We start from the raw sequence: 22,742 nt of genomic DNA, 5'->3' as shown, positions 1-22,742 counted from the left end.
ATCTTGGAAGCAAAATCAAAAGATCGCAGCCTGCGGCAGCTCCTACAGGGTTCGCATTCCAGATGTGGGAGCGATCGAAGGCCTTGATTTCAGCGTTTGACCGCCACCGGCTGGTTCAACTCGGCCCGCTTGCTCAGCAAATCGAACACCGCCGGGTAAGCCGGCCGTTCGATGTAGCGCCCGGCACCGCGCTCGGCCCGCAGATCGCCATCGGCCCAGACCACGCGCCCCTGGCTGATGGTGTGGCTCGGTACACCGCGAACGGTCTTGCCTTCGAAAATATTGAAGTCGACCTGCTGGTGATGGGTCTTGGCGGAAATTGTCCGCGTACCTTGCGGATCCCACAGCACCAGATCGGCATCGGCACCGACACGGATTGCGCCTTTGCGGGGGTAGAGGTTGAAGATTTTCGCGGTGTTGGTAGAGGTCAGCGCCACGAATTGCTGCATCGAGAAACGCCCGGTGTTCACGCCTTCATCCCACAACACCGCCATGCGGTCTTCGATGCCGGCGGTGCCGTTGGGGATCTTGCTGAAGTCGTCTTTGCCGGCGGCTTTTTGCTCAGCGCAGAAGCAACAGTGATCGGTGGCGGTGGTGTGCAGGTTACCTGCCTGCAAACCGTGCCAAAGGGCCTCTTGATGACCGCGCGGGCGAAACGGCGGGCTCATCACGTAGCCGGCGGCGGTCTGCCAGTCCGGATGCTGGTAGACGCTGTCGTCCAGCAGCAGGTGCCCGGCCAGCACTTCGCCGTAGACCGGTTGACCCTTGGCGCGGGCATAGGTGATTTCGTCCAGCGCCTCTTTCGTCGATACATGCACCAGGTACAACGGCGTGCCGAGGGTTTCGGCAATGCGGATGGCGCGGCTGGCGGCTTCGCCTTCCACCTGCGACGGGCGCGACAGTGGATGCGCCTCCGGCCCCGTCATGCCCTGGGCCATGAGTTTGCGTTGCAGGTGATACACGAGCTCACCGTTTTCCGCGTGTACGGTCGGCACCGCGCCCAGTTCCAGGCAGCGCTCAAAACTCGCCACCAGGGTGTCGTCTGCCGCCATGATCGCGTTCTTGTAGGCCATGAAATGCTTGAAACTGTTGACCCCGTGATGAATCACCAGCTCGGCCATTTCTTCGCGGACCTGTTCGCTCCACCAGGTGATGGCGACGTGGAAGCCGTAGTCGGACGCCGACTTCTCGGCCCAGCCACGCCACTGATGGAAGGCCTCCATCAATGACTGCTGCGGATTGGGAATCACGAAGTCGATGATCGACGTGGTGCCACCGGCCAGGCCCGCCGCCGTGCCACTGAAAAAGTCTTCGCTGGCCACGGTGCCCATGAAGGGCAGTTGCATGTGGGTGTGGGGGTCGATGCCGCCGGGCATCAGGTACTGACCGCTGCCGTCGAGTATCTCGGCACCTGCTGGAACGTCGAGGTCTTCGCCGATGGCCTTGATCACGCCGTCTGCGCAATACACGTCGGCGCGATAACTTTCATCATGGGTAATAACGGTAGCGCCACGGATCAACAGAGACATTCCGAGTTCCTCGCAGGCATGACCGACTGATGCCGGTTCTAGATGTTTTATATGACGCCAGCGTTAACCGGATTATTCCTGTCAGCGCTGTCAGGATTAAAAGCTAGTCTGAGTTATGGGAATGAGCAAGAATATTTTTTATAAGCTTATGACTGTTTTAACTATTTGATAAGTAAAGTAAACATCCTATTTTCACCAAAATGGTGAGGCCGCTCACCATTTTGACGCACTTGACAGGATCTAAATATGGTCAAGATTTCTTATGTGAAATCAGCCGTTTGAGGATGGTCTATGGTTGATGCGCGACTGTGAGAAAAATATCGATGCACCAGATTGAGTCCTGACTGTTCGGACAACTTGGCGCAGATCGTTCCCAGTGGCGTGACAAGTCGCCGAGGGTTACCTGGTTGATCCAGTAAAACTGATAAACATCAGTTGTTTACAGAGTGTTTATGGAACTGCCCGATGCGCAAGCGGGGCAACCGGCACGTTTATTGAAGCCGCCAGCCCCTGATGAGCAGAAATAATTCAAAGATCAGTGGAGCGGCCATGCAACAGATCAGATCGCAAGTGAACGAGCGCGACGGCTTGTTCGAGCTGGAAGCCGGTAGCGATGTCCTCGACAGTCCCCGATACAACCACGACATCGCACCGACCAAGGTGCACGAACGAACCTGGAACAAATGGCACATCACGGCATTGTGGGTGGGCATGGCGATATGCGTGCCGACCTATACCCTGGGCGGAGTGCTGACGGCGTACTTCGGCCTGAGCGTCGGTGAAGCGCTGCTGGCGATTCTGTTCGCCAACATCATCGTATTGATCCCGCTGACGCTCAACGCGTTTCCCGGCACCAAGTACGGCATCCCGTTTCCGGTGTTGCTGCGTTCGTCCTTCGGCATCTTCGGCTCCAACATCCCGTGTCTGATCCGCGCCTTGGTGGCGTGTGGCTGGTTCGGCATCCAGACGATGTTCGGCGGCCTGGCAATCCATCTGTTCCTCGGTTCGGTGTTCGAGGGCTGGAAATCCCTTGGCGGCACTGGCGAGGTCATCGGCTTCATGGTGTTCTGGGCGCTGAACCTGTGGGTGGTGATTCGCGGCGCCGAGTCGATCAAATGGCTGGAAACCCTCTCGGCACCGCTGTTGGTGCTGGTGGGGGTGGGGTTGTTGGTGTGGGCCATGCCCAATGTATCGATGTCCGAGCTGCTGGCGATCCCGGCCAAGCGACCCGAAGGCGCGGGCGTGGCCAGTTACTTTGCGGCGGGGCTGACCGCGATGGTCGGCTTCTGGGCCACGCTGTCGCTGAACATACCCGACTTCAGCCGCTACGCGAAAAGCCAGAAAGACCAGATTGTCGGGCAGATCATTGGCCTGCCACTGACCATGTTCCTGTTTGCTTCCCTGGGCGTGGTGATGACCGCCGCCTCGGTGAAGCTGGTGGGTGTGACGGTGTCCGACCCGGTGACCCTGATCGGCCATATCCAAAGCCCGGTGTGGGTGGCGCTGGCCATGGCGCTGATCATCATCGCCACGCTGTCGACCAACACCGCAGCCAACATCGTTTCGCCCACCAACGATTTCCAGAACATCGCCCCCAAGGCGATCAACCGGACCAAGGCGGTCATGCTCACCGGGCTGGTCGGGCTGGCGCTGATGGCCCATGAACTGCTGAAAAAGCTCGGCCTGATCGTTTCCGACCTCAGCCTGGAAACGGTCTATTCCAACTGGTTGCTCGGCTATTCCAGCCTGCTGGGGCCGATTGCCGGGATCATGGTGGTGGACTATTTCCTGATCAAGAAACAGCAGCTGGATTTGGCCGGGCTGTACCGCGACGACGTGTATCCGGCATGGAACTGGAACGGTTTTCTTGCCTTCGGGGTACCGGTGGTGTTGACGCTGCTGTCCTTGGGCAGTGACGTGTTCAGCTGGTTCTACAGCTATGGCTGGTTTACCGGCTCGGCCCTGGGTGGGGTGATTTATTACGGGCTATGCGCGATGCGCCCGAGCCCCGTGGTTGCCAAGTCAACCCTGTAATGATCGTTCCCGCGCTCTGCGTGGGAATGCAGCCCGGGACGCTCTGCGTCCCAAGCCTGGACGCAGAGCGTCCATGGATGAATTCCCACGCGGAGCGTGGGAACTATCAGATCCATACAGCCTCAGGAGATCCCCATGAACGCAGCCGTAGACGTTCTGCAGTCCACCCATCAGCACATCAACCGCGACCGTCTGTGGCAGTCGCTCATGGAGCTGGCCAAGCTCGGCGCCACGGTCAAGGGCGGCGTCTGTCGCCTGGCCCTGACCGACCTCGACCGCCAGGCCCGCGATACGTTCGTGAGGTGGTGCGAGGACGCCGGTTGCACCGTCAGTATCGACGCCGTCGGCAATATTTTCGCCCGTCGCCCGGGGCGCAACCCGGACCTGCCACCGGTGATGACCGGCAGTCACATCGACACCCAGCCCACGGGGGGCAAGTTCGATGGCTGTTTCGGCGTGCTCGCCGGCGTGGAAGTGCTGCGTACCCTCAATGACCTGGGCATCGAAACCGAAGCGCCGCTGGAAGTGGTGGTGTGGACCAACGAAGAAGGCTCGCGCTTTGCGCCGTGCATGATGGGCTCCGGCGTATTCGCCGAGAAGTTCACCCTGGAAGAAACCCTGGCCAAGGTCGATGCCGAGGGCGTGACGGTAGGCGAAGCGCTTAATGCCATTGGCTACGCGGGAACTCGCAGGGTCAGCGGCCACGCGGTGGGCGCCTATTTCGAGGCCCACATCGAACAAGGTCCGATTCTCGAAGACGAACGCAAAACCATCGGCGTGGTCATGGGCGCCCTCGGACAGAAATGGTTCGACCTGAAACTGCGTGGCGTTGAGGCCCACGCCGGCCCAACGCCGATGCACCTGCGCAAGGACGCCCTGGTCGGCGCGGCAGTGATTGTCGGTGCGGTCAACCGCGCAGCCCTCGGTCACCAGCCCCATGCCTGTGGCACCGTCGGTTGCCTGCAAGCCTACCCCGGCTCGCGCAACGTCATCCCGGGCGAGGTGCGCATGACCCTGGACTTCCGTCACCTGGAGCCGTCGCGACTGGACTCGATGATCGCCGAAGTGCGTGAAGTCATAGAAACCACTTGTGACGAACACGGCCTGACCTATGAGCTGATACCCACCGCCGACTTCCCACCGTTGTACTTCGACAAGGGCTGCGTCGAAGCGGTGCGCGGCGCGGCCCAAGGGCTGGGTCTGTCGCACATGGACATCGTCAGCGGCGCCGGGCACGACGCGATCTTCCTTGCCGAACTCGGGCCGGCCGGGATGATATTCGTGCCATGCGAAGGAGGTATCAGCCACAACGAAATCGAAAATGCCGCGCCGGATGACCTGGCGGCCGGGTGTGCGGTGCTGTTGCGGGCGATGCTGGCGGCGTCGGCGGCGGTGGCAAAGGGGGCTCCGGCTGCCTGAGATGCAATAGATCGCAGCCTGCGGCAGTTCCTGCAGGCTGCGATTGTTTGATCTTCAAACGGTTGCCGTATTTTCGAGCTTTTCACTGACCACAAGATCCGCATGATGAATCGGTTTGCCCCGATGCCTGAGCATCCCGCCTTGGCGTTGGTTCATCACCGCCGTCATTTCGGCGAGTATTGCCAGCGCCACGCTTTGCGGCGCATCGCCACCCAGGTCGAGGCCCATCGGGTAGTGCAGTGCAGACGTGCTGGTGCCGATTTGCGCCAGCAGGCGTTCGGTACGTTCTTTGGGACCGAGTTGGCCGATGTAGGCGGGCGCGGCTTGCAGCGCCAGCTCGAGCCAATGGCGGTCCTGGCGGTAGCTGTGGGTCATTACCGCGACGGCGGCGCCATCGATCAGCGGGGCCAGGTCGAACGGGTTGTCGAGGCTGGCGAGGATAACGGCGTCGGCTTGCGGGAACCGTTCGGCGCGGGCGAAGTGGCTGCGGCTGTCGATCACACTGACGTGCCAGTCCAGCAACTTGGCCATGCGCACCAGCGGCTGTGCGTCGTGGCCGGCGCCGATAATCACCAGGCGGGGTGGCGGGGCGATGTACTCGAAAAATACTTCGACTTCACCACGGGCGTTGCTGTAGAGGCGTATAGAAGACTTCTTCTGCATCAGGGTCTTGTGCAGACCACGGCGCATGGCACTGTTCAGTTGCAGGTTGCGCAGGCTGCCCTCGGTATCCGACAGCAAACGGTCACCCACCCGTGCAGATGCATCGCGAGAGCTGGCAATCACGGTGGCCATGGCGGCCGGTAGTTGACTGTCGCGCACCCGTCGCAGCAGATCGATGGCTGGCGCAGGCGACTTTGCCCGAAGGCGTTCGAGCATGACGAATACCGTGCCGTTGCAACCCAGGCCAAAGGTCAGGGCGCTTTGCTCGTCGTCCTCGTCCTCGGTGGCGCCCGTGCTGTAGCGGCGCACCACCGGTTCACCGGAGTCTGTGAGCCACCAGGCTTTTTTCGCCAGGTCCTGCTCCAGGCAGCCGCCGCTGACGGTGCCGACGGTGCGGCCGTGTATGGGGATGAGCATCCGCGCACCGGGACGGCGGTAGGCCGAGCCTTCCACCTTGACCACGGTGGCGAGGATGGTTTCTTCCCCCTGGTGGGCGGCGGTGTCGATGGCTTGTAGAAGATCATTGAGGCCGGACATGGAATCAGTTCCTGAATACGAAGGAGACCCTGTAGGAGCTGCCGCAGGCTGCGATCTTTTGACTTTGCTTTAAGATCTAGATCAAAAGATCGCAGCCTGCGGCAGCTCCTACAGGAATGCGGGGTGGTGGATCAGTCGTCGATGTTCATCAACTGCCGCACCCCATCCCACGCCTCGGCCCGCATCCGCTGCACATCCAGCCCCGCAATCACGCCGTTATCGACCACCACCCGACCGCCGACCAGGCTGTACTTCACTGCGATCGGCTCACCCGCCACCACCGGCGCGACCGCAATGTCGTGGAAACCGAAGAACCGCGGATGGTCGAGACCGTAGAGCACCAGGTCCGCCGCCTGGCCGATTTCCAGGGTGCCAACCGCCCCCAGCCCCAGCACCTGCGCACCCCCGGCCGTGCCCCAGTGAATGACGTCTTCGGCGGTGGTGGCCGAGGCGCCTTGCTGCGCCCGGTGAATCAGCCACGCGGTGTTCGCTTCGCCGACCATGCTGCCGGATTCGTTGGAGGCCACGCCATCCACCCCAAGGGAGATCGGCACCCCGGCCTCGAACATCTGCGGCACCGGCGCGACGCCGCTACCCAGGCGTGCATTGCTCACCGGGCAATGGGAGATGCCGGTGCCGGTTTGCGCGAGCATGCGGATTTCACCGGGCTGCATGTGCACCGCATGGGCGAACCACACGTCCGGGCCTAGCCATTCGTGTTCGGCGACGAACTCCACCGGCAGACAGTTGTATTTCTCACGGCAGAAATTCACGTAATTCTGTGTTTCAGACAGGTGCGTGTGCAGGCGCAAACCGAGGCCGCGGGCGGTGTGGGCCAGTTCGCGCAGCAGTGTCGGCGGCAACGAAAAAGTCGGGGTGGTCGGCGCGACCACGACCCGGCGCATGGCGTCCGGGGTGTCCTGGTGATAGCGGGATTTCAGTCGTTCGATGTCACCGACCATCTGGTCGAGGGTTTCCGGTTGCAGCGCGGTTTTCGAGAACCCCGGGTGGGCGCTGGCCGACTCCAGCGCGCCGCCCCGGCACAAAACGAAACGCAGGCCGAACTGATCGGCCATATCGAACAGCAGGTCACCGGTCTCGGTGGTGCCGTTGGCATGGTAGAGGTAATGGTGATCGGCGCAGGTCGTCACGCCCGACAGCAGCAGTTCGGCCATGCCCAGTTGTGCGGCGATCCGCGCCAGTTGCGGCGTGAAGCGATTCAGACGCGGGTAAGGCACGCTGGCCAGCCAGCCTTGCAGGTCCTGGTTCAGTCCTTCAGGGACGGCCTTGAGCAAGTTCTGGAACAGGTGATGGTGGGTGTTGATCCAGCCCGGATACACCACCGCGTGGCGCGCATCGATCAGCCGTTCGCCGGGTTGCACTTGAAGGCCTGCGGCCATTTCGGCGATGCGCCCGTTGACGACGCGGATGTCCACGGCGCCGGCCCGGGCGCGCGGGCCACGCAGGCCGGTCATCACTGCCTGTGGGTTCTTGATCAGGATGTTTTGCAGTTGAGTCATGGTCGGCTCCAGTCAGAGGCTGTGGGTGGCGGATTTGCTGGCGGCGGCATCAGGCACGCTGACGCCGTTGAGGGTGGCGTTGAGCAACACCGACACCAGGCAGGCGATCACCACGCTGCTGTGCAGGAACGGCTGCGACCACTCGGGCAATTGCTTGAACAGGGCCGGGGCCAGCACCGGCACGAGGGCGGCGGCGAGGGTGAAGCCGACGATCAGCACGTTGTAGCGATTACGCTCGTAATCGACCTTGGCCAGGGTCTGGATCCCTGCCGCCGCGACCACGCCGAACATGGCGATCCCGGCACCGCCGAGCGCCGCAGTCGGCATCGAGGCGATGATCGCCCCGGCCTTGGGCACCAGCGCCACCGAGCACATGAGCAGGCCGCTGATGGCGACCACCCAGCGACTGCGCACACCGGTGAGGATCACCAGCCCGACGTTCTCCATGAAGGCAATGAACGGAAACGCCGCGAACATTCCGGCGATGGTGCTCGCCAGCCCATTGGCGCGCAGGCCGTTGATCACCTGTTTCTCCTCCACTGGTTTGTCGACGATGTCGCCGATGGCCACGAACAGCCCCATCGATTCGACCATCTGCACGATCATCACCACCACCATGGTGGCGATGGGGATCAGGCTGAAGGTCGGCAGGCCGAAGTAGAACGGGTAGGGCACGGTGAGCCACGGCGACTCCTGCACGCTGTGAAAACTGCCCATGCCCAGCCCGTAAGCCAGCGCCGCGCCCACCAGCATGCCCACCAGCACCGCCATGTTGCGTAGCATCGGGCTGCCGTACCGGTTGACCAGCAGGATGCTGAGCAACACCACCGCTGCGACGGCCAGGTACGTCGGCGCCCCGAAGTCGGTGGCATGCCGCCCGCCGCCGACCCATTCATAGGCGATCGGAAACAGCTGCAGGCCGATTACGGTGACGATGCAACCGGTGACCACCGGTGGAAAAAAGCGCCGTAATCGACCTACGAACGGTGCGATCAGCATGGTGAAAATCCCCGCGCCGATCACCGCTCCGCAGACCCCGGCGAACCCGACATCCGGGTTGGTGCCGATGGCGATTACCGGCCCGACGCTGCTGAACGCCACGCCCTGGAGAATTGGCAGGCGCACGCCGAATTTCCAGAAACCGACGGTTTGCAGCAGGGTGGCGATGCCCGAGCAGAACAGCGTGGTGCTGATCAGCACCACCGTGTCGGCCTGGGACATTTTCAGGGCGCTGGCGACAATCAACGGCACGGCAATGGCGCCGATGTACGAGACGGCCATGTGTTGCAGGCCGAGAGTGAGCATTTGCCGCACCGGCAGAACCCGGTCGACGGGGTGGATGGTGGGTGTTGCGGGGGTATTGGCTGACGACATGGGGAATCACCTCTAGCTGTTGTTATTCGGTACAGAGGGGTATTCGTTCTGATGCCCGTTCAACGGCACCTAATTCCTTGTAGGAGCTGGCTTGCCAGCGATAGCGGATTGTCAGTCGACAAAGAGGGTGACTGTTAAGCCGTCATCGCTGGCAAGCCAGCTCCTACAGGGTTTGGGTCGTTCTGAAAAATGGGCATCAGTCATTCATGTGCCCGGAACCGCCATCCACCGGCTCCGATGCCTTTTTTCAGCCTGCCAGGCAGGCGGCAAAGCCCTGGTTCAGGGCCGCGCGGTCCAGGTCGCGGCCGATGAACACAATCTTGCTGGAGCGCGGTTCGGCGCCCCATGCGGTGGAGGCACGGAACTCGACGAGGCTGTGCACCCCTTGCAGCACGTAGCGCTGGTCCTGATCGGCTACCGCCAGCACGCCCTTCATGCGATACAGGTTGTCGGCCTGCTCGTTGCGCAACTGTGTGATCCAACGATGGAAGTCGCCCAGGTTGACCGCCCCGTCCACGGTGATGCCCACCGACGACACGCTCGGATCATGGTCATGGTCGAGATCATCATGTTCGTAGTGATGGTCATCGGCGTGGTGATCGTGCTCGGCACCGATTTCCATGAGTTTCTGCGTGGACTCGAAGGCACCGATGCCAAGGATTTTCGACAGGTCGATTTCCGCGTAGCTGGAGGTCATCAGGTCCGCCGTAGCATTCAGGTTCCGAATCTTGCCGCTCAGGGACGCCACTTCATCCTCACTGACCAGATCGACCTTGTTGATCACGATGCGGTCGGCACAGACGATCTGGTCCACGGCCTGGTTGTCCACGCCGTCGAGTTGCAGGTCTTCCAGGTGCTGGGCGATGTGCCTGGCATCGACCATCGTGACAATGGCGTCGAGTTCCACTTCATCGGCGATCGGGTCATTGATGAAAAAGCTCTGGGCCACCGGGTAGGGGTCGGCCAGGCCACTGGTCTCGATCAGGATGTGATCGAGGCGCACCGGGCGCGCTACCAGTTCACGGACGATGCGCACCAGGTCTTCGCGAACCTCGGCGGTGCAGCATACGCAGCCGTTGACCATCTCGTAGATTTCTTCGGTTTCGGAACTGAGCACCAGGTCGCCGTCGATGCCGACCTCACCGAACTCATTCTCGATCACGGCGATCTTGCGGCCGTGGTTCTCCTTGAGGATGTAGTTGAGCAGGGTGGTTTTGCCGGCGCCGAGGAAGCCGGTGAGGATGGTCACCGGGATTTTGGTGTTGGGGCTTGGGGCGTTGAAGGGGGTGTTCATGTGAGGCTCCTTGAATAACTGATTGGAGTGCTTTCAACTGTGGGAGCGAGCCTGCTCGCGAATGCGGCGTGTCAATCAGCGAAGTTGGCGGCTGATTCACCGCTTTCGCGAGCAGGCTCGCTCCTACAGGGGTTTGTGGGTTCTCGCCAGCGCATTGCGGTGCCGGCGTCGAGGCCGAACAGGTCGAGGACGCGGCCGAGGCTGTGGTCGACCATTTGCGCCAGGTCTTGCGGGCGGGCGTAGAAGGCCGGAACAGGTGGGGCGATGATGCCGCCCATCTCGGTGACCGCTGTCATGTTGCGCAGGTGGGCGAGGGTCAGCGGGGTTTCCCGGGCCATCAGCACCAGCGTGCGGCGTTCCTTGAGCGTGACGTCGGCGGCCCGCCCGATCAGCCCTGAAGAGGTGCCGGTGGCGATTTGCGCCAGGGTGCGCATGGAACAGGGCGCGACCACCATGCCCAGGCAGCGGAACGAACCGCTGGCGATGCCGGCCGCTACGTCATCGGCGCGGTGGTAATGGCTGGCCAGCGCCGTGACGTCGGCCAGTTTGTAATCGGTTTCGTGGGCCATGGTCAGCAGCGCGGCGCGGCTGATGACCAGGTGGCTTTCAACGTCCAGCTCGGCGAGCAATTGCAGCAGGCGTACGCCGTAGATAAAACCCGACGCACCGCTGATGCCGACCACCATGCGCTGGCGGTTCATGATTGCAGGCCTGCGAGCAGTTGGCGGGCGCGGTCGACCGTATCCCGTTCAAGTTGCGCCTTGATCCCGTCGAAGCCTGAGCCGCGGGTAGCGTCCAGGCCCATGCGCGAGGTAGTGCCGTTGACGGACGATGACGGGTCCAGCGGGCTGCCAGGCAAGCCATCGATGACGAAGATGTCCTGGTGCGGCTGGAAGTGCGTGGCCAGCGCCCACAGCACTTGACTGTCGTCGCTGATATCGATGTCGCTGTCCACCGCGATCACGGTCTTCAGGTACGGGTCCCAGCCGAGCAGGGCCAGCATGATCTGTCGCGCTTCGCCGTCGCGGCTTTGCTCCAGCGCGACGTAGCAATGAAAATGGGTGCCCGAATTCGGGTAGTGCACCGCGGTGACGGCGGGGAAGCGCGCCTTGAGCTTTTCGCTCATCTCCGCTTCCCGGGGCAGTCGCGCCAGGGTCAGGTGTTCGGCGTAGCGGCCGCCGACCACGTCCACCAGCCAGGCGTCCTTGCGCCGCATCAGGGTATCGACCCGCAGTACATTGTTGGTCGAGCGATCCGAGGAGTAACCGCTGAACTCACCGAACGGACCTTCTTCGGCATAGGCCGTGGGATCGATCGCACCTTCGAGGACAAATTCTGCGCTGGCCGGGACGCCGATCCCGTAGCGCGGGGTCTTCACCAGCTCCAGCGGCGCGCCGAACAATCCGCCCGCCACGGCGCGCTCATCGCTGCCGAACGGCAAGCGTGCGGCCGCCGCGAGCATGAACAAAGGGTGCGCGCCGACCACCATGGCCACGCGCAATTCTTCGCCACGCTCGCGGGCGGTTTGCAGCATGCGCCACAGATGGCCCCGTGAGTGCAGGCTGGTGGCGAGGGTCTGCCGGGCGTGGCACATCGAGCGGTGGTAGCTCATATTGGCGATGCCGCTGACCGGGTCCTCGGCAATGATGATCGCGTTGGTGATGTAGGGACCGCGATCACTGGCGAAATGCTTGAGCATCGGCAACAGCGCCAGGTCCACGGCTTCGCCTTCGTAGATCTCGTCCAGCACCGGGCCGCTTTCCACGTAGCGCGGGGCGATGGGGTTGTTGGCGCGTTGCTGGAACGTCTCGTGCAGTTGCGCCGGGGCAACGCCGAACAGTCGTGCGATACGGGTGCGGGAGGCAAACAGGTTGGTGGCCACTGGCACGCCGAAATTGCCGACTTTTTCGCAAATCAACAGCGGATCGCGGCCCTGGTTGGCCAGGGCATCGACCAGGGCGGTGACGTCCTGATCGGCTGAAAGGGAATGCTGGACGGTGAGCACATCGTCCGGGTATTGCCGGCGATAGGCGTCTAGAAAAACATGAAAATCCTGGGTATCGCCGAGCGTCGAGAGGGTCATGGTTTCACCTCGGAAAATCGTTACGGTCCCCCGTAGGAGCCGGCTTGCTGGCGATAGCGCCGGGTCATTCAACGACGATGTTGACTGATAAACCGCTATCGCCAGCAAGCCGGCTCCTACAGGGGAGGCAGCGTTACAGATACGTCGTGGTCAGGCGAATGTCCGCCTCGGCCAGGTCCTTGGGTGGCGGCGTCGGTTCGATGCCGCACAACCGGGCGATGTTGTTGCCCAGGTAATCCTCAAGGTGGTCCTCGTCGATGCCCAGGCCTTGTGGTGCGGGCGAGCACAGCACCTCAAGCTCGCGCAGCCACATGCCCGGCTCGTTCGGCGGCGAGTCGGTGCCGAACACGATCTTGTTGCGTGGCAGGTCCTTGGCGAACTCGACAATCCGCGACTGGAAGCACCAGCCCGATTCGCAGTACACGTTCGGCGTGTCCATGGCCATCCAGAACGCTTCGAACGAGTAGTTGCCGCCGGTCTGGATACCGAAGTGGCCAATGATGAAATTGACCATCGGGAACTCACGGATGATCGGGTAGAACATGGTTGGAATGGTGTACGGGCCGTCACCGGTGTGGATCAGCACCACGATGTTGTACTTGGCACACACCTTCATTGCCGGACGCAGCCAGTCCAGCGCCCGGTCCGGGCGATAACCGTGCATGTTGGCGTGCAGCTTGAGCATCTTGAAGCCGTATTCCTTGATGTGGAATTCCAGCTCCGCCGCACCGTTTTCCGGCCCCCAGCGCGGGTTGAAGTTGAAATTGCCGATGAAACGGTCGGGGTATTTCACGCACAGTTCGGCGACGTAGGACATGTAGTCCCGCACACCCTCACGGCCACGTCGGTTGCCGTCGCGGTAGCCGGTGTTGCCCGGCGGTGGCTGGATGAAACCCATGTCGATGCGGCGCGGCTTGCCGTTGATCATGTACGGGCCGTCCATCAGCTTGAGCATGCGCTCGCCGGTGAAGGGTTCGCCGGTGTGGCGCCAGGCCTCGTCGACCAGGTTGGTGGGATGCAGATGGGTATCGATGATCATCGGTTCAGCTCCTGGCCAGTTGCGTGGTGACGGGACGCTTGAGTTGCGCCTCTGCTTCGGAAACGGAGCGCGGCGGCGGTGTCGGTTCGAGGCCGATCATCCGTGCGGTGTTGTTGCCCAGGTACGCTTCGAGGGTGTCTTCGTCGAGGTTCAGGCCTTGCGGCGGTTCGTGGCACAGCACTTCCAGCAGGCGCAGCCACATGCCCGGTTCGTTCGGCGGCGTATCGGTACCGAAGAGAATCTTGTGGGTGGGCAAGACCTTGGCAAACTCGACGATCCGCGATTGCAGGCACCAACCCGATTCGCAGTAGACGTTGGGCAACTCCATCGCCCATTGCATCGGTTCGAACACGTAGACGCCACCGGTCTGCACGCCGAAGTGAGCCATGATGAAATCGACGTTGGGAAACTCCTTGATCATCGGCACCCATTCCGACGGGATGCTGTACGGCCCGTCGCCGGTGTGCAGCTTGACCGGGATGCCCAGCTCGGCACACTTCTCGAAGGCCGGGCGCACCCAGTCCAGGGCGCGGTCGGGACGGTAGGCGTGCATGTTGGCCTGCATCTGGACCATCTTGAAGCCGTGTTCCTTGACGTAGCGCTCGATGGCCTCGACGCCGTTCTCCACGCCGCAGCGCGGGTTGTAGACGAAGCAACCGATGAAGCGATCCGGGTAGGTCTGGACCATTTTCAGCGTGTAGGCCATGTAGGCGTCGATGGATTCGCGCCCGCTGAGTTCACCGTCGGTCCAGGTGTAGATGGTGTTGCCCTGCGGGGGCTGGATGAAGGCTTTGTCGATGCGGCGAGGTTTGCCGTTGACCATGTACGGGCCATCCATCATCTGCAGCAGACGCTCGCCGGTGAACGGGTCACCGTCATGCCTCCAGGCGAGGTCCACCAGATCGGTGGGATAGCAACTGATATCGATGATCATTGAAGTCGATCTCCTGATAGCGGGGAAAGGAACCTTGCGGTTCGCTAGCAGCCACGTCCGGGCAATCGGCCATTTCTATGCGCAAAGACTCGCGCATTCCCTCGCCTGGTCGCATCCGGCTCGGAACGCTGGCTGCTTGGGGAGGAGTATTGGAAGGGGGGGTAGGGTTCGTACAATATTAATTGGGCGAGGGGTTGATATGCGTTCGATATGGGGGAATAAGTGGTGGATGTACTGACCTCTTCGCGAGCAAGCCCGCTCCCACATTTGAAATACATACTCCTGTGGGAGCGGGCTTGCTCGCGAAGGCGTCAGTGTTGTGTACGCAAAGCCAACTGCTTGACCGCCTCAACCATCGGCGCCACTCGCTCGGCCTGGCCCGGCGGCCACACCGCATACAGGTTGTAATGCGCCGCAATCTGCGCCTCGTTCAACATCACCAGACGCCCGCTGCGCAACGCATCCGCCGCCAGCAGTCCGCGCACCAATCCTGCGCCGACCCCGGCCTCGGCCGCCGCGATCAGATTGGCCGCGTTATCGAACACCACCCTTGCCGCAGGCTCGACGGGAGGCATGCCCGCCGCGTCCAGCCAAGGAATCCAAGAGCGTCGCGTATAGCCCAGCAACGGCAGTACGAGGATCTGTGGCGGGCTCAGCGGTAACTGCAAACCGTGCCGCTCAAGTAGTCGGGGCGACGCCACCGCCATCACCCGATCCCCGCAAATCTGCGTCATCTCGCAGTCGTCCCAATCGCCATAACCGTAGCGCAGGGCCAGGTCCACGCGTTCAAATGTGCTGCGGTCCGAGCGCGGCATCGACAACAATACCACCTCATGCTCGGGCAACAGGTCCAACAGCTGTGGCAAGCGCGGATTGAGCCAGCTCTGGGCCAGTTCGCTGTCTACGTCGATCGTCAGCCTCTGCGCCACACTGCGGTTTTTCACCGAAGACAGCGCCCGGTCGATTTGCGCCAGGCCGTCGGACAGCACGCTGGCAAACAACTGCCCGGCGTCGGTCAGGTTGCTGCCACCCCCTTCGCGTACGAACAGCGGCTGACCGATGAAGTCTTCCAGGGAGCGGATCTGCTGGCTGATGGCGCTGTGGGTCAGGTCCAGTTTGCGCGCGGCGCTGGAGAAACTGCCGCTGCGGGCGGCCTGGATAAAGGCACTCATGGACTGCACCGACGGGTATCGCTTGTACATGCTGTTAGTCCTACTTACACAGGATGGCAGAAATCGTCGCTGGCCCGATTTTCACCAGGCTTCCAATAATCGAGCACCAGGCCTGCACAAAGACGGGCCGCTCTCTTGGAGCCTGACAATGATCGAATTCACGGTAAACGGCGAACGACGCGAGCTGGTAGAGACGTCCCCCTCCATGCCCTTGTTATGGGTGCTGCGTGACCATTTGAAACTCACCGGCACCAAGTTCGGTTGCGGCATGGGCCTGTGCGGCGCCTGCACTGTGCATCTGGACGGTGTCGCGGTGCGGTCCTGCCAATTGCCGGTGGCCGCCGTGGCGGGGCATCGGATCACCACCATCGAAGGCCTGTCGCCCACTGGGCAGCATCCGCTGCAACTGGCCTGGGTTGCCGAAGATGTGCCGCAATGCGGTTACTGTCAATCCGGTCAGATCATGTCCGCCGCCGCGTTGCTCAGCAGCGGTGCAGAAGTGAGCGACGACTCGATCCGCAATGCCATGTCCGGCAACCTGTGCCGCTGCGGCACCTACGGGCGGATCAACAAAGCGATCAAGCGCGCAGCCAACGCGCCGAAGGAGGCGTGATGTCGATTTCACGGATGGATCTCTCGCGACGTACGTTTCTCAAGCAAACCGCGACCGCTGCCAGCGGCCTGGCCATCGCGTTTTACCTGCCCTGCGGCTTGTCTGCGACAGACCCCATGGCCCCGGCACCGGCCAGTGACTTCGAACCCAATGCCTGGGTGCGCATCCTGCCCGACGGCACGGTGAAACTGGTGGTGCACAAGCACGATTCCGGCACTGGCACGCACACCGCGCTGGCCGCGTGCGTGGCCGAGGAGCTGGACGTCAACCCGATGACTGTGCAGGTGATCTCGCCGGAAAATCCGTTCTTCGAAACCTACATTCATCCGATCTGGAAGGTCTTCTCCACCGGCGGCAGTACCAGCGTGTCGCTGGAGTACGAGCGCCTGCGCATGGCCGGGGCGACGGCGCGCACGCTGCTGCTCACCGCCGCCGCCAGGCAGTGGAAAGTCAGCGCCGACACCTGTACCACAGAGGAGGGGCGCGTCGTGCATCCGGCGAGCCAGCGCAGCCTTGGTTACGGTGAGCTGGCCGTGGTTGCCGCGCATCTGCCGGCACCGGCCAAGGTCACGCTCAAGGACCCGGCGCAGTTCAAGTACATCGGCAAGCTGCGGCACAAGCGCGACGCCCAGTCCAAGGTCTGCGGGCGCTTCAAATACAGTATCGACGTGGAGCTGCCGGGCATGTTGGTGGCGGTGATTGAGCGCGCGCCCGTGGTCGGGGCGAGTGTTGTATCGGTGGACAGCACGGCGGCGCTGCAGGTGCCGGGGGTGCGCAAGGTGATCAAGGTGCCGGGCCGTCCCGACGTGCTCGGCGGTAACGTCGAGGGCGTGGCGGTGTTGGCGGACCATTACTGGGCCGCGCATCAGGGCCGCGCGTTGCTCGAGGTGCAATGGAGCGACTCGCCGCTGGCCGGTTTCGACAGCGATGAACTGCACAAGGCCCAGGCAGCTGCGCTGGCAGACAAGGGCGCACAACGGGTCCGTGCAATGGCTGCCGGGGACGTGAGCGGACAATGGCCGAACGCCGCGAAACTGCTCGAAGCCGAGTACCGCATGCCCTACAAGGTGCAGAATCCGCTCGAGCCGATTTGTATCACTGCACAGGTCAAGGACAACGCCATCACCTGGTGGGGCGGCGTGCAGGTGCCTTCCTCGGCCCTGGAGGCGGCGCAAACGGTGTGCCAGATCGCCCAGGACAAGGTCACCCTCCATGAGTTGGTGTCCGGCGGCAGCTTCGGTGCGCGGGAAGCCAAGTACTGGTTGTTCGAAGTGGCGTACCTGGCGCAGCAAACCAGGGTGCCGGTAAAACTGATGAACAGCCGTGAAGACGAAATGCGTTCGTTGTTCATGCACCCGGCCACGCTCCATCGGGCCAAGGGGGCGCTGGACGCCCAGGGACACTTGACGGCGTTGCAGCTGGAGGCCGTGTCACCCGCCTCGCCAGAGCAGTGGGAACCGGGCTACTTCGAACGTCCCGATAAAATGGACTACAGCACTACCGAGGCCATCACCGCGTGGGATTTTGCCTATCGCCCGGCAAACCTCGACCTTACCTGGGTCAGGCACGAAACCCGGGTGCCCAGCGGCTGGTATCGCTCGGTGAGCTTCATCCCCAACGTGTTCGCCGTGGAGAGCTTCATGGATGAGCTGGCCCATGGCGCAGGGCAAGACCCGTTGGCCATGCGCCTGGCCAACATGCAGGATCGGCCACGGCACGTTGCGGTGCTCAAAAGCGCTGCCGAGCGCGCCGGTTGGGGCCAGCCCCTGCCTGAAGGGACGGCATTGGGGATCGCCACCAACCAGGGCTACAGCAGTTTTATCGCAGTGGTTGCACGGGTGTCGAAACAGGATGGCGCGGTCAAGGTCGAGAAGCTCACCTGCGTTGTCGATTGCGGTCTGGCCGTTTCGCCCGGCGGCGTCGAAGAACAGATCTACGGCGGCCTGATGTGGGGCCTGGGGCACGCCTTGTTCGATCGCCTGGACATCAGGCAGGGCAGGGTGGTGCAGAGCAACTTCCACGATTACCGGGTAGCGCGCATGTCGGACATGCCGGCGCTGGACATCCTGCTGGTCGAAGGTGATCCGGGCAAGCCCGGTGGTGTAGGCGAGCTGGGCAGCCCATCGGTGGCCCCGGCCATCGCCAATGCCCTGTTCAGCCTGACCGGCGTGCGCCAGCGCTCGACGCCCTTGAACCTGGGGTAGTTGGCATGGACTTGCGCCTGTTGCGCTACTTCATGGCGCTGGCCGAAGAGCTGCATTTCGGCCGGGCCGCCACCCGCTTGCACATTTGCCAGCCTCCGCTGAGCCAGCAGATTCGGCTGCTGGAGGAGGAACTCGGGACGCCGCTGTTCGAGCGCAGTCATCACCGGGTTGAGCTGACCGCCGCTGGGCAGGTGCTCAAGGAACAGGCACCGCTGGTGTTCGAACAGCTCAACCGTGCGCTCGACCTGACACGGCAAACCGGTCGCGGCCAGTTGGGCGAGCTGGAAATCGGCATGATCAGTTCGGTAATGGTCGGTGTGCTGCCTCGGGCCTTGCACCTGTTTCGCGAACGTTATCCGCAGGTGAGCTGGCGCCTGCATGAGATGACGCCGGCGGCGCAGGTCAAGGCGCTCAAGGAAAAACGCATCGACGCCTGCGTGTTTCGGGTCGGCTATGACGATCCGCAGTTGCGCAATGAACTGCTGATCTACGAGCCGATCCGGGTGGTCATGCCGGTCGATCACCCGTTGGCCGCAAAAGAGCTTCTGGCACCCGCGGACCTGGCGCCCGAGCCGTTCGTGGCGCTGGAGCTCAAGCAATCGCGGTTTGCCGATTTTCTCTACCAGTGCTGTATCCAGGCCGGATTCACGCCGCAAATCCGCCAGCAAGTGATCGAGGTGCAAACCTTGCTCAGCCTGGTCCGCGCTGGTTTCGGCGTGGCCTTGTTGCCGGCCTCCATCGAACAGCTGGCGCCGGCAGGCCTGGTGTTCCGGCGCCTGACCCCGGCGTTGCCGGAGGTGCCGTTGTACGCTACCTACCGAGCGGACGACGATTCACCGGTGCTCAAGCTCTTTCTCGATACGCTGCGTGAGCTGGTCTTGCAAGACCGGTTGTCTTGACACACAACCTTGTGGGAGCGGGCTTGCTCGCGAAGGCGGTGGATCAGTCCCTGAATCTGTTGAATGACACACCGCCTTCACGAGCAAGCCCGCTCCCACACGTTCTTTGCACTATCCGAAAAACGGGCGGTCGGAGACTTCACAGAGTCACCCAACTTGTGGAGTCGCAATGAGCCAGGACGTCCTGACCACCGAAACCAATCGCCGCCAGTTGCAGCAGATCATCGCCGGGCTGACCGACGGGGTTATTCTGCTGGACCCCGATCAGTGCATTCTCTGGGCCAATGACGCCGCGCTGGCGATGCACGGCGTCGAGCGCATCGGCGATCTGGGGGCCAATGCCAAGGAATATGCCAAGCGCTTCGCGTTGCGGTATCGCAATAACCATCCGGTCCCGGCGCACAGCTACCCGATCAACCGCGTGGCACGCGGCGAGACCTTCAACGATGTACTGGTAGAGGTGACGCCAGCGGCGGATGAAGGGCCCATGTGGGTCCATCGCGTGCGCAGCCTGGTGCTGGCCGACAACCGAGGCGAGCCGGAATCGCTGGTATTGATCATGGACGATGTCACCGACTGGGCGAGCGCCGAGCAGCGTTTCGAAAAAACCTTTGCCGCCAACCCGGCGCCCGCGGTGATTTGCCGTCTCAGCGATTTGCGTTATATCAAGGTCAATCCGGGTTTCCTCGAGATGACCGGTTACGCCCGTGACCAGGTGATCGGCACGTCGACCTACGAGCTGGATGTGCTGGCACAGGCTGAAAACAGGGATCTGGCGAAACAATGCTTACGCGACGGCAGCACGATTCCCCAGATGCAGGCCGAATTGCAATTGCCCGCAGGCGGTAACAAGCAAGTGATCGTCGCCGGCCAGCCCCTCGAGCTGCATGACGAACCCTGCATGCTGTTTTCCTTCGTCGACATGGAGCCCCGGCGCAAGGCCGAAGTGGCCCTGCGCCAGAGCGAGGAGCGGTTTGCCAAGGCCTTTCGCCTGACGCCGGTGCCAACCTTGGTGTGCAGCGCCAGCGACCAGGTGGTGATGGATGTCAATGACGCGTTCCTCGATACCCTTGCGTACTCCAGCGACGAGGTGTCCGGCAAAACCATCGCCGAGATCGAGATCTTCCATGATAAGGGGGCTCGCACGCGGTTCTTTACCACCCTGGAGAAAACCGCAAGGCTGGACCGCGTTGACGTGCGTGTGCGCAGGAAAGACAACGAGCTGATCGATTGCGCCGTTTCCGCCGACACCGTGAACATCCAGGGTAGTCCTTGCTACCTGTTGGTGTTGATGGACATCACCGAGCGCAAACGCACCGAGCTGGAATTGGTGGCGGCCATTGAGGAGGTGATGAAAGATGCCTCGTGGTTCAGTCGCACGCTGATCGAAAAACTCGCCAACGTGAAGAACGTCAACGCACCGCAGTTACCCAGCGTGTCCTTTACCGACCTGACAGCTCGGGAGCGCGACGTGCTGGAACTGATCTGTGCAGGCCTGGCGGACAAGGAAATCGCGGCACGCCTGAAACTGGCAACCAATACCGTGCGCAACCACGTTGCGACCGTGTATTCCAAGCTTGACGTGCACAGCCGCAGCGAGGCGATTGTCTGGGCGCGCGAACGCGGACTGTTTTCCAGTGCATGGCGTCCAAAGCCTTGAGGGTAAGGTGCAAATGCACTACTCGAGGGGGTGCAAACTCAGGTTCTGGCATGCAGGTGGCAAGCCTTAGGCTAGGAGCGGGCGAATGACGTTTACAGATCATTCATCCTCCCCTGGTCGTAAAAGGAACAGCCATGCTCGACGAACGCATTACCCACGCACTGGATGGCCGCGGTGGGCTGTCGCAATGATTTATGTGGCGCAGCTGCGCACGCAGCTTGAACGGACCTTTTCGCCATTGGCCTGTGAATGCAGTATCACTGGCGATCATACCTTGACCATCAAGCTCTACCACCCGGTGTCGGGACAAGTCGATCTGGTGGTCAGCGGATTGAACGTAACCCTGCTGCAGACGCCCGAATCGGTGGCGACGCTTATCGAAGAATTGAGGTATGAACTGGAGTGCAACAGCCTGCAGCGCCCGGATCCGGTAGTGTAGGAATTGCCAGCTTTGAGATGCCCGGACGAGTGAATACGCGATAAAACTGTACAAAAGTGATTTTTCTGCAGCCGCGCCGTGAACTTTCCAGCGGTGTTCTGTTGTCACACAAACGTGTACATCCTTTTTCGCGGGTCAGCCTATGAAAAGTCTTGGGAAACGCGTTTTTGCTCCTGTGGCACTGTGTGCCGTGATTATCGGTGGCTGCTCCAGTCCGCCGCCGCCTCCACCTGCTGCACCACCACCGCCGCCTGAAACGACCTGCCAGACCTCGGATAGCACCCAGGTAATGGGCGATATGCGGGCGGAAGGGGAGGTAAAACGCGAAACAACCGTGACGCGGTGCGTCACCCAGTAAAAACGTACATCCCTCCTGTAGGAGCGAGCATGCTCGCGATGGTCGTTAACGATAACGTTGGGAACCTGACAACCCGTGTCGTTCTCAGGTCCATCGCGAGCATGCTCGCTCCTACAGGGGATGCATCAGATCAGGACAGGAACCCACCGTCGACGTTCAGCGAAACGCCCGTGGTGTAGCTCGATGCGTCGCTCGCCAGGTACAGCACGGCACCGGCCATCTCGCTTGGATCTGCCACGCGCTTGAGCGGGATCTGCTGCAGCGCAGTGTTCAGGATCGCCTCGTTCTTCACCAGCGCCGACGCAAACTTGGTATCTGTCAAGCCCGGCAGCAGGGCGTTGCAGCGGATGCCAAACTGCGCGCATTCCTTGGCGAACACCTTGGTCATGTTGATCACGGCTGCCTTGGTCACCGAGTAGATACCCTGGAAGATCCCGGGAGAGACGCCGTTGATCGAGGCGACATTGATGATGCTGCCGCCGCCGTTTTCGCGCATCAGCTTGCCGGCTTCCACTGACATGAAGAAGTAACCGCGGATATTGACGTCGACGGTCTTCTGGAAGGCGCTGAGGTCGGTGTCCAGCACATTGCAGAATTGCGGGTTGGTCGCGGCGTTGTTGACCAGGATGTCCAGGCGCCCGAACTGCTCCTTGATGTCGGCGAAGACCTGGCTGATCTGTTCCATCTCGCCGATGTGGCAGGCAATGGCGGTGGCTTTGCCCCCGGCGGCGATGATCGCGTCCGCCACGTGCTGGCAGCCCTCGAGTTTACGGCTCGAGACGATCACGTGGGCGCCTTGCTGGGCCAGCAGTTTGGCGATGGCTTCACCGATGCCGCGGCTGGCGCCGGAGACGAATGCGATCTTGCCGTCGAGGTCGAACAACTGAGTCTTGGACATGATTTTTCCTTGTTATGGAGCCGAAATCGCCTTCTGTAGGAGCCCGGCTTGCCGGCGAAGGCGTACCTGAGGT

At 62.0% G+C, this 22,742-nt stretch carries 18 protein-coding genes; 7 read left to right on the top strand and 11 right to left on the bottom strand.

Going from position 1 to position 22,742, the window contains the following annotated elements:
• Nucleotides 1-89: 89 nt before the first annotated feature.
• Nucleotides 90-1,529: a dihydropyrimidinase gene (gene hydA / locus QLG10_RS28160; protein WP_110752020.1), complete on the bottom strand. Its 1,440-nt coding sequence runs from the start codon at nt 1,527-1,529 to the stop codon at nt 90-92.
• A 549-nt stretch (nt 1,530-2,078) separates the two neighbouring features.
• Between hydA and QLG10_RS28155 the strand changes: the two genes are divergently transcribed.
• Complete coding sequence (locus QLG10_RS28155) at nt 2,079-3,563, top strand: NCS1 family nucleobase:cation symporter-1 (RefSeq protein WP_110752022.1); 1,485 nt, start codon at nt 2,079-2,081, stop codon at nt 3,561-3,563.
• Between the two features lie 135 nt (nt 3,564-3,698).
• A complete protein-coding gene (locus tag QLG10_RS28150; protein WP_110752024.1) occupies nt 3,699-4,982 on the top strand; it encodes a Zn-dependent hydrolase in 1,284 nt (427 codons plus the stop codon).
• 54 nt (nt 4,983-5,036) lie between these two features.
• Here the strand turns inward: QLG10_RS28150 and QLG10_RS28145 are convergent, their stop codons facing one another.
• The 9 genes from QLG10_RS28145 to QLG10_RS28105 all read right to left on the bottom strand — a co-directional run bounded on the left by QLG10_RS28145 (nt 5,037) and on the right by QLG10_RS28105 (nt 15,628).
• Complete coding sequence (locus QLG10_RS28145; RefSeq protein WP_282488388.1) at nt 5,037-6,182, bottom strand: XdhC/CoxI family protein; 1,146 nt, start codon at nt 6,180-6,182, stop codon at nt 5,037-5,039.
• A gap of 131 nt (nt 6,183-6,313) precedes the next feature.
• A complete protein-coding gene (locus tag QLG10_RS28140; RefSeq protein ID WP_282488387.1) occupies nt 6,314-7,702 on the bottom strand; it encodes an amidohydrolase family protein in 1,389 nt (462 codons plus the stop codon).
• A 12-nt stretch (nt 7,703-7,714) separates the two neighbouring features.
• Nucleotides 7,715-9,076 carry a nucleobase:cation symporter-2 family protein gene (locus tag QLG10_RS28135; protein WP_188263970.1) on the bottom strand — a complete coding sequence of 454 codons (1,362 nt, stop codon included), beginning with the start codon at nt 9,074-9,076 and terminating at the stop codon, nt 7,715-7,717.
• Nucleotides 9,077-9,323: 247 nt separating this feature from the next.
• Nucleotides 9,324-10,370 carry a GTP-binding protein gene (locus tag QLG10_RS28130; RefSeq protein ID WP_110752032.1) on the bottom strand — a complete coding sequence of 349 codons (1,047 nt, stop codon included), beginning with the start codon at nt 10,368-10,370 and terminating at the stop codon, nt 9,324-9,326.
• 71 nt (nt 10,371-10,441) lie between these two features.
• A complete protein-coding gene (locus QLG10_RS28125) occupies nt 10,442-11,071 on the bottom strand; it encodes a UbiX family flavin prenyltransferase (RefSeq protein WP_110752034.1) in 630 nt (209 codons plus the stop codon).
• Nucleotides 11,068-12,453, bottom strand: a complete 1,386-nt coding sequence (locus QLG10_RS28120) for a UbiD family decarboxylase (RefSeq protein WP_282488386.1) — start codon at nt 12,451-12,453, stop codon at nt 11,068-11,070. The genes QLG10_RS28125 and QLG10_RS28120 overlap by 4 nt, the downstream gene beginning before the upstream one ends.
• A gap of 133 nt (nt 12,454-12,586) precedes the next feature.
• Nucleotides 12,587-13,492, bottom strand: a complete 906-nt coding sequence (locus QLG10_RS28115) for an amidohydrolase family protein (RefSeq protein ID WP_008059304.1) — start codon at nt 13,490-13,492, stop codon at nt 12,587-12,589.
• Nucleotides 13,493-13,496: 4 nt separating this feature from the next.
• Nucleotides 13,497-14,426 (bottom strand): amidohydrolase family protein, encoded by a 930-nt coding sequence (locus tag QLG10_RS28110; RefSeq protein ID WP_110752037.1) that lies wholly within the window; start codon nt 14,424-14,426, stop codon nt 13,497-13,499.
• 311 nt (nt 14,427-14,737) lie between these two features.
• Nucleotides 14,738-15,628 carry a LysR substrate-binding domain-containing protein gene (locus QLG10_RS28105; protein ID WP_282488385.1) on the bottom strand — a complete coding sequence of 297 codons (891 nt, stop codon included), beginning with the start codon at nt 15,626-15,628 and terminating at the stop codon, nt 14,738-14,740.
• 118 nt (nt 15,629-15,746) lie between these two features.
• Between QLG10_RS28105 and QLG10_RS28100 the strand changes: the two genes are divergently transcribed.
• From QLG10_RS28100 to QLG10_RS28080, 5 genes are all read left to right on the top strand, one after another.
• On the top strand, nt 15,747-16,211 hold the full coding sequence (locus QLG10_RS28100; RefSeq protein ID WP_020801001.1) for a (2Fe-2S)-binding protein: 465 nt from the start codon (nt 15,747-15,749) through the stop codon (nt 16,209-16,211).
• Nucleotides 16,211-18,415: a molybdopterin cofactor-binding domain-containing protein gene (locus tag QLG10_RS28095; protein ID WP_282488384.1), complete on the top strand. Its 2,205-nt coding sequence runs from the start codon at nt 16,211-16,213 to the stop codon at nt 18,413-18,415. Before QLG10_RS28100 ends, QLG10_RS28095 begins: the two co-directional genes overlap by 1 nt.
• A 5-nt stretch (nt 18,416-18,420) precedes the next feature.
• A complete protein-coding gene (locus tag QLG10_RS28090) occupies nt 18,421-19,314 on the top strand; it encodes a LysR family transcriptional regulator (protein WP_110752043.1) in 894 nt (297 codons plus the stop codon).
• A 169-nt stretch (nt 19,315-19,483) separates the two neighbouring features.
• Complete coding sequence (locus QLG10_RS28085; protein ID WP_110752045.1) at nt 19,484-20,974, top strand: helix-turn-helix transcriptional regulator; 1,491 nt, start codon at nt 19,484-19,486, stop codon at nt 20,972-20,974.
• A gap of 187 nt (nt 20,975-21,161) precedes the next feature.
• Nucleotides 21,162-21,413, top strand: coding sequence for a DUF1652 domain-containing protein (locus tag QLG10_RS28080; protein WP_110752047.1), 252 nt, complete (start codon nt 21,162-21,164; stop codon nt 21,411-21,413).
• Between the two features lie 488 nt (nt 21,414-21,901).
• Here the strand turns inward: QLG10_RS28080 and QLG10_RS28075 are convergent, their stop codons facing one another.
• A complete protein-coding gene (locus tag QLG10_RS28075; protein WP_110752049.1) occupies nt 21,902-22,669 on the bottom strand; it encodes an SDR family oxidoreductase in 768 nt (255 codons plus the stop codon).
• Nucleotides 22,670-22,742: the final 73 nt, after the last annotated feature.

The sequence above is a fragment of the Pseudomonas sp. V98_8 genome, assembly GCF_029967975.1.
GTDB lineage: Bacteria > Pseudomonadota > Gammaproteobacteria > Pseudomonadales > Pseudomonadaceae > Aquipseudomonas > Aquipseudomonas umsongensis.
This window is presented reverse-complemented; position numbering and strand designations above follow the sequence as displayed.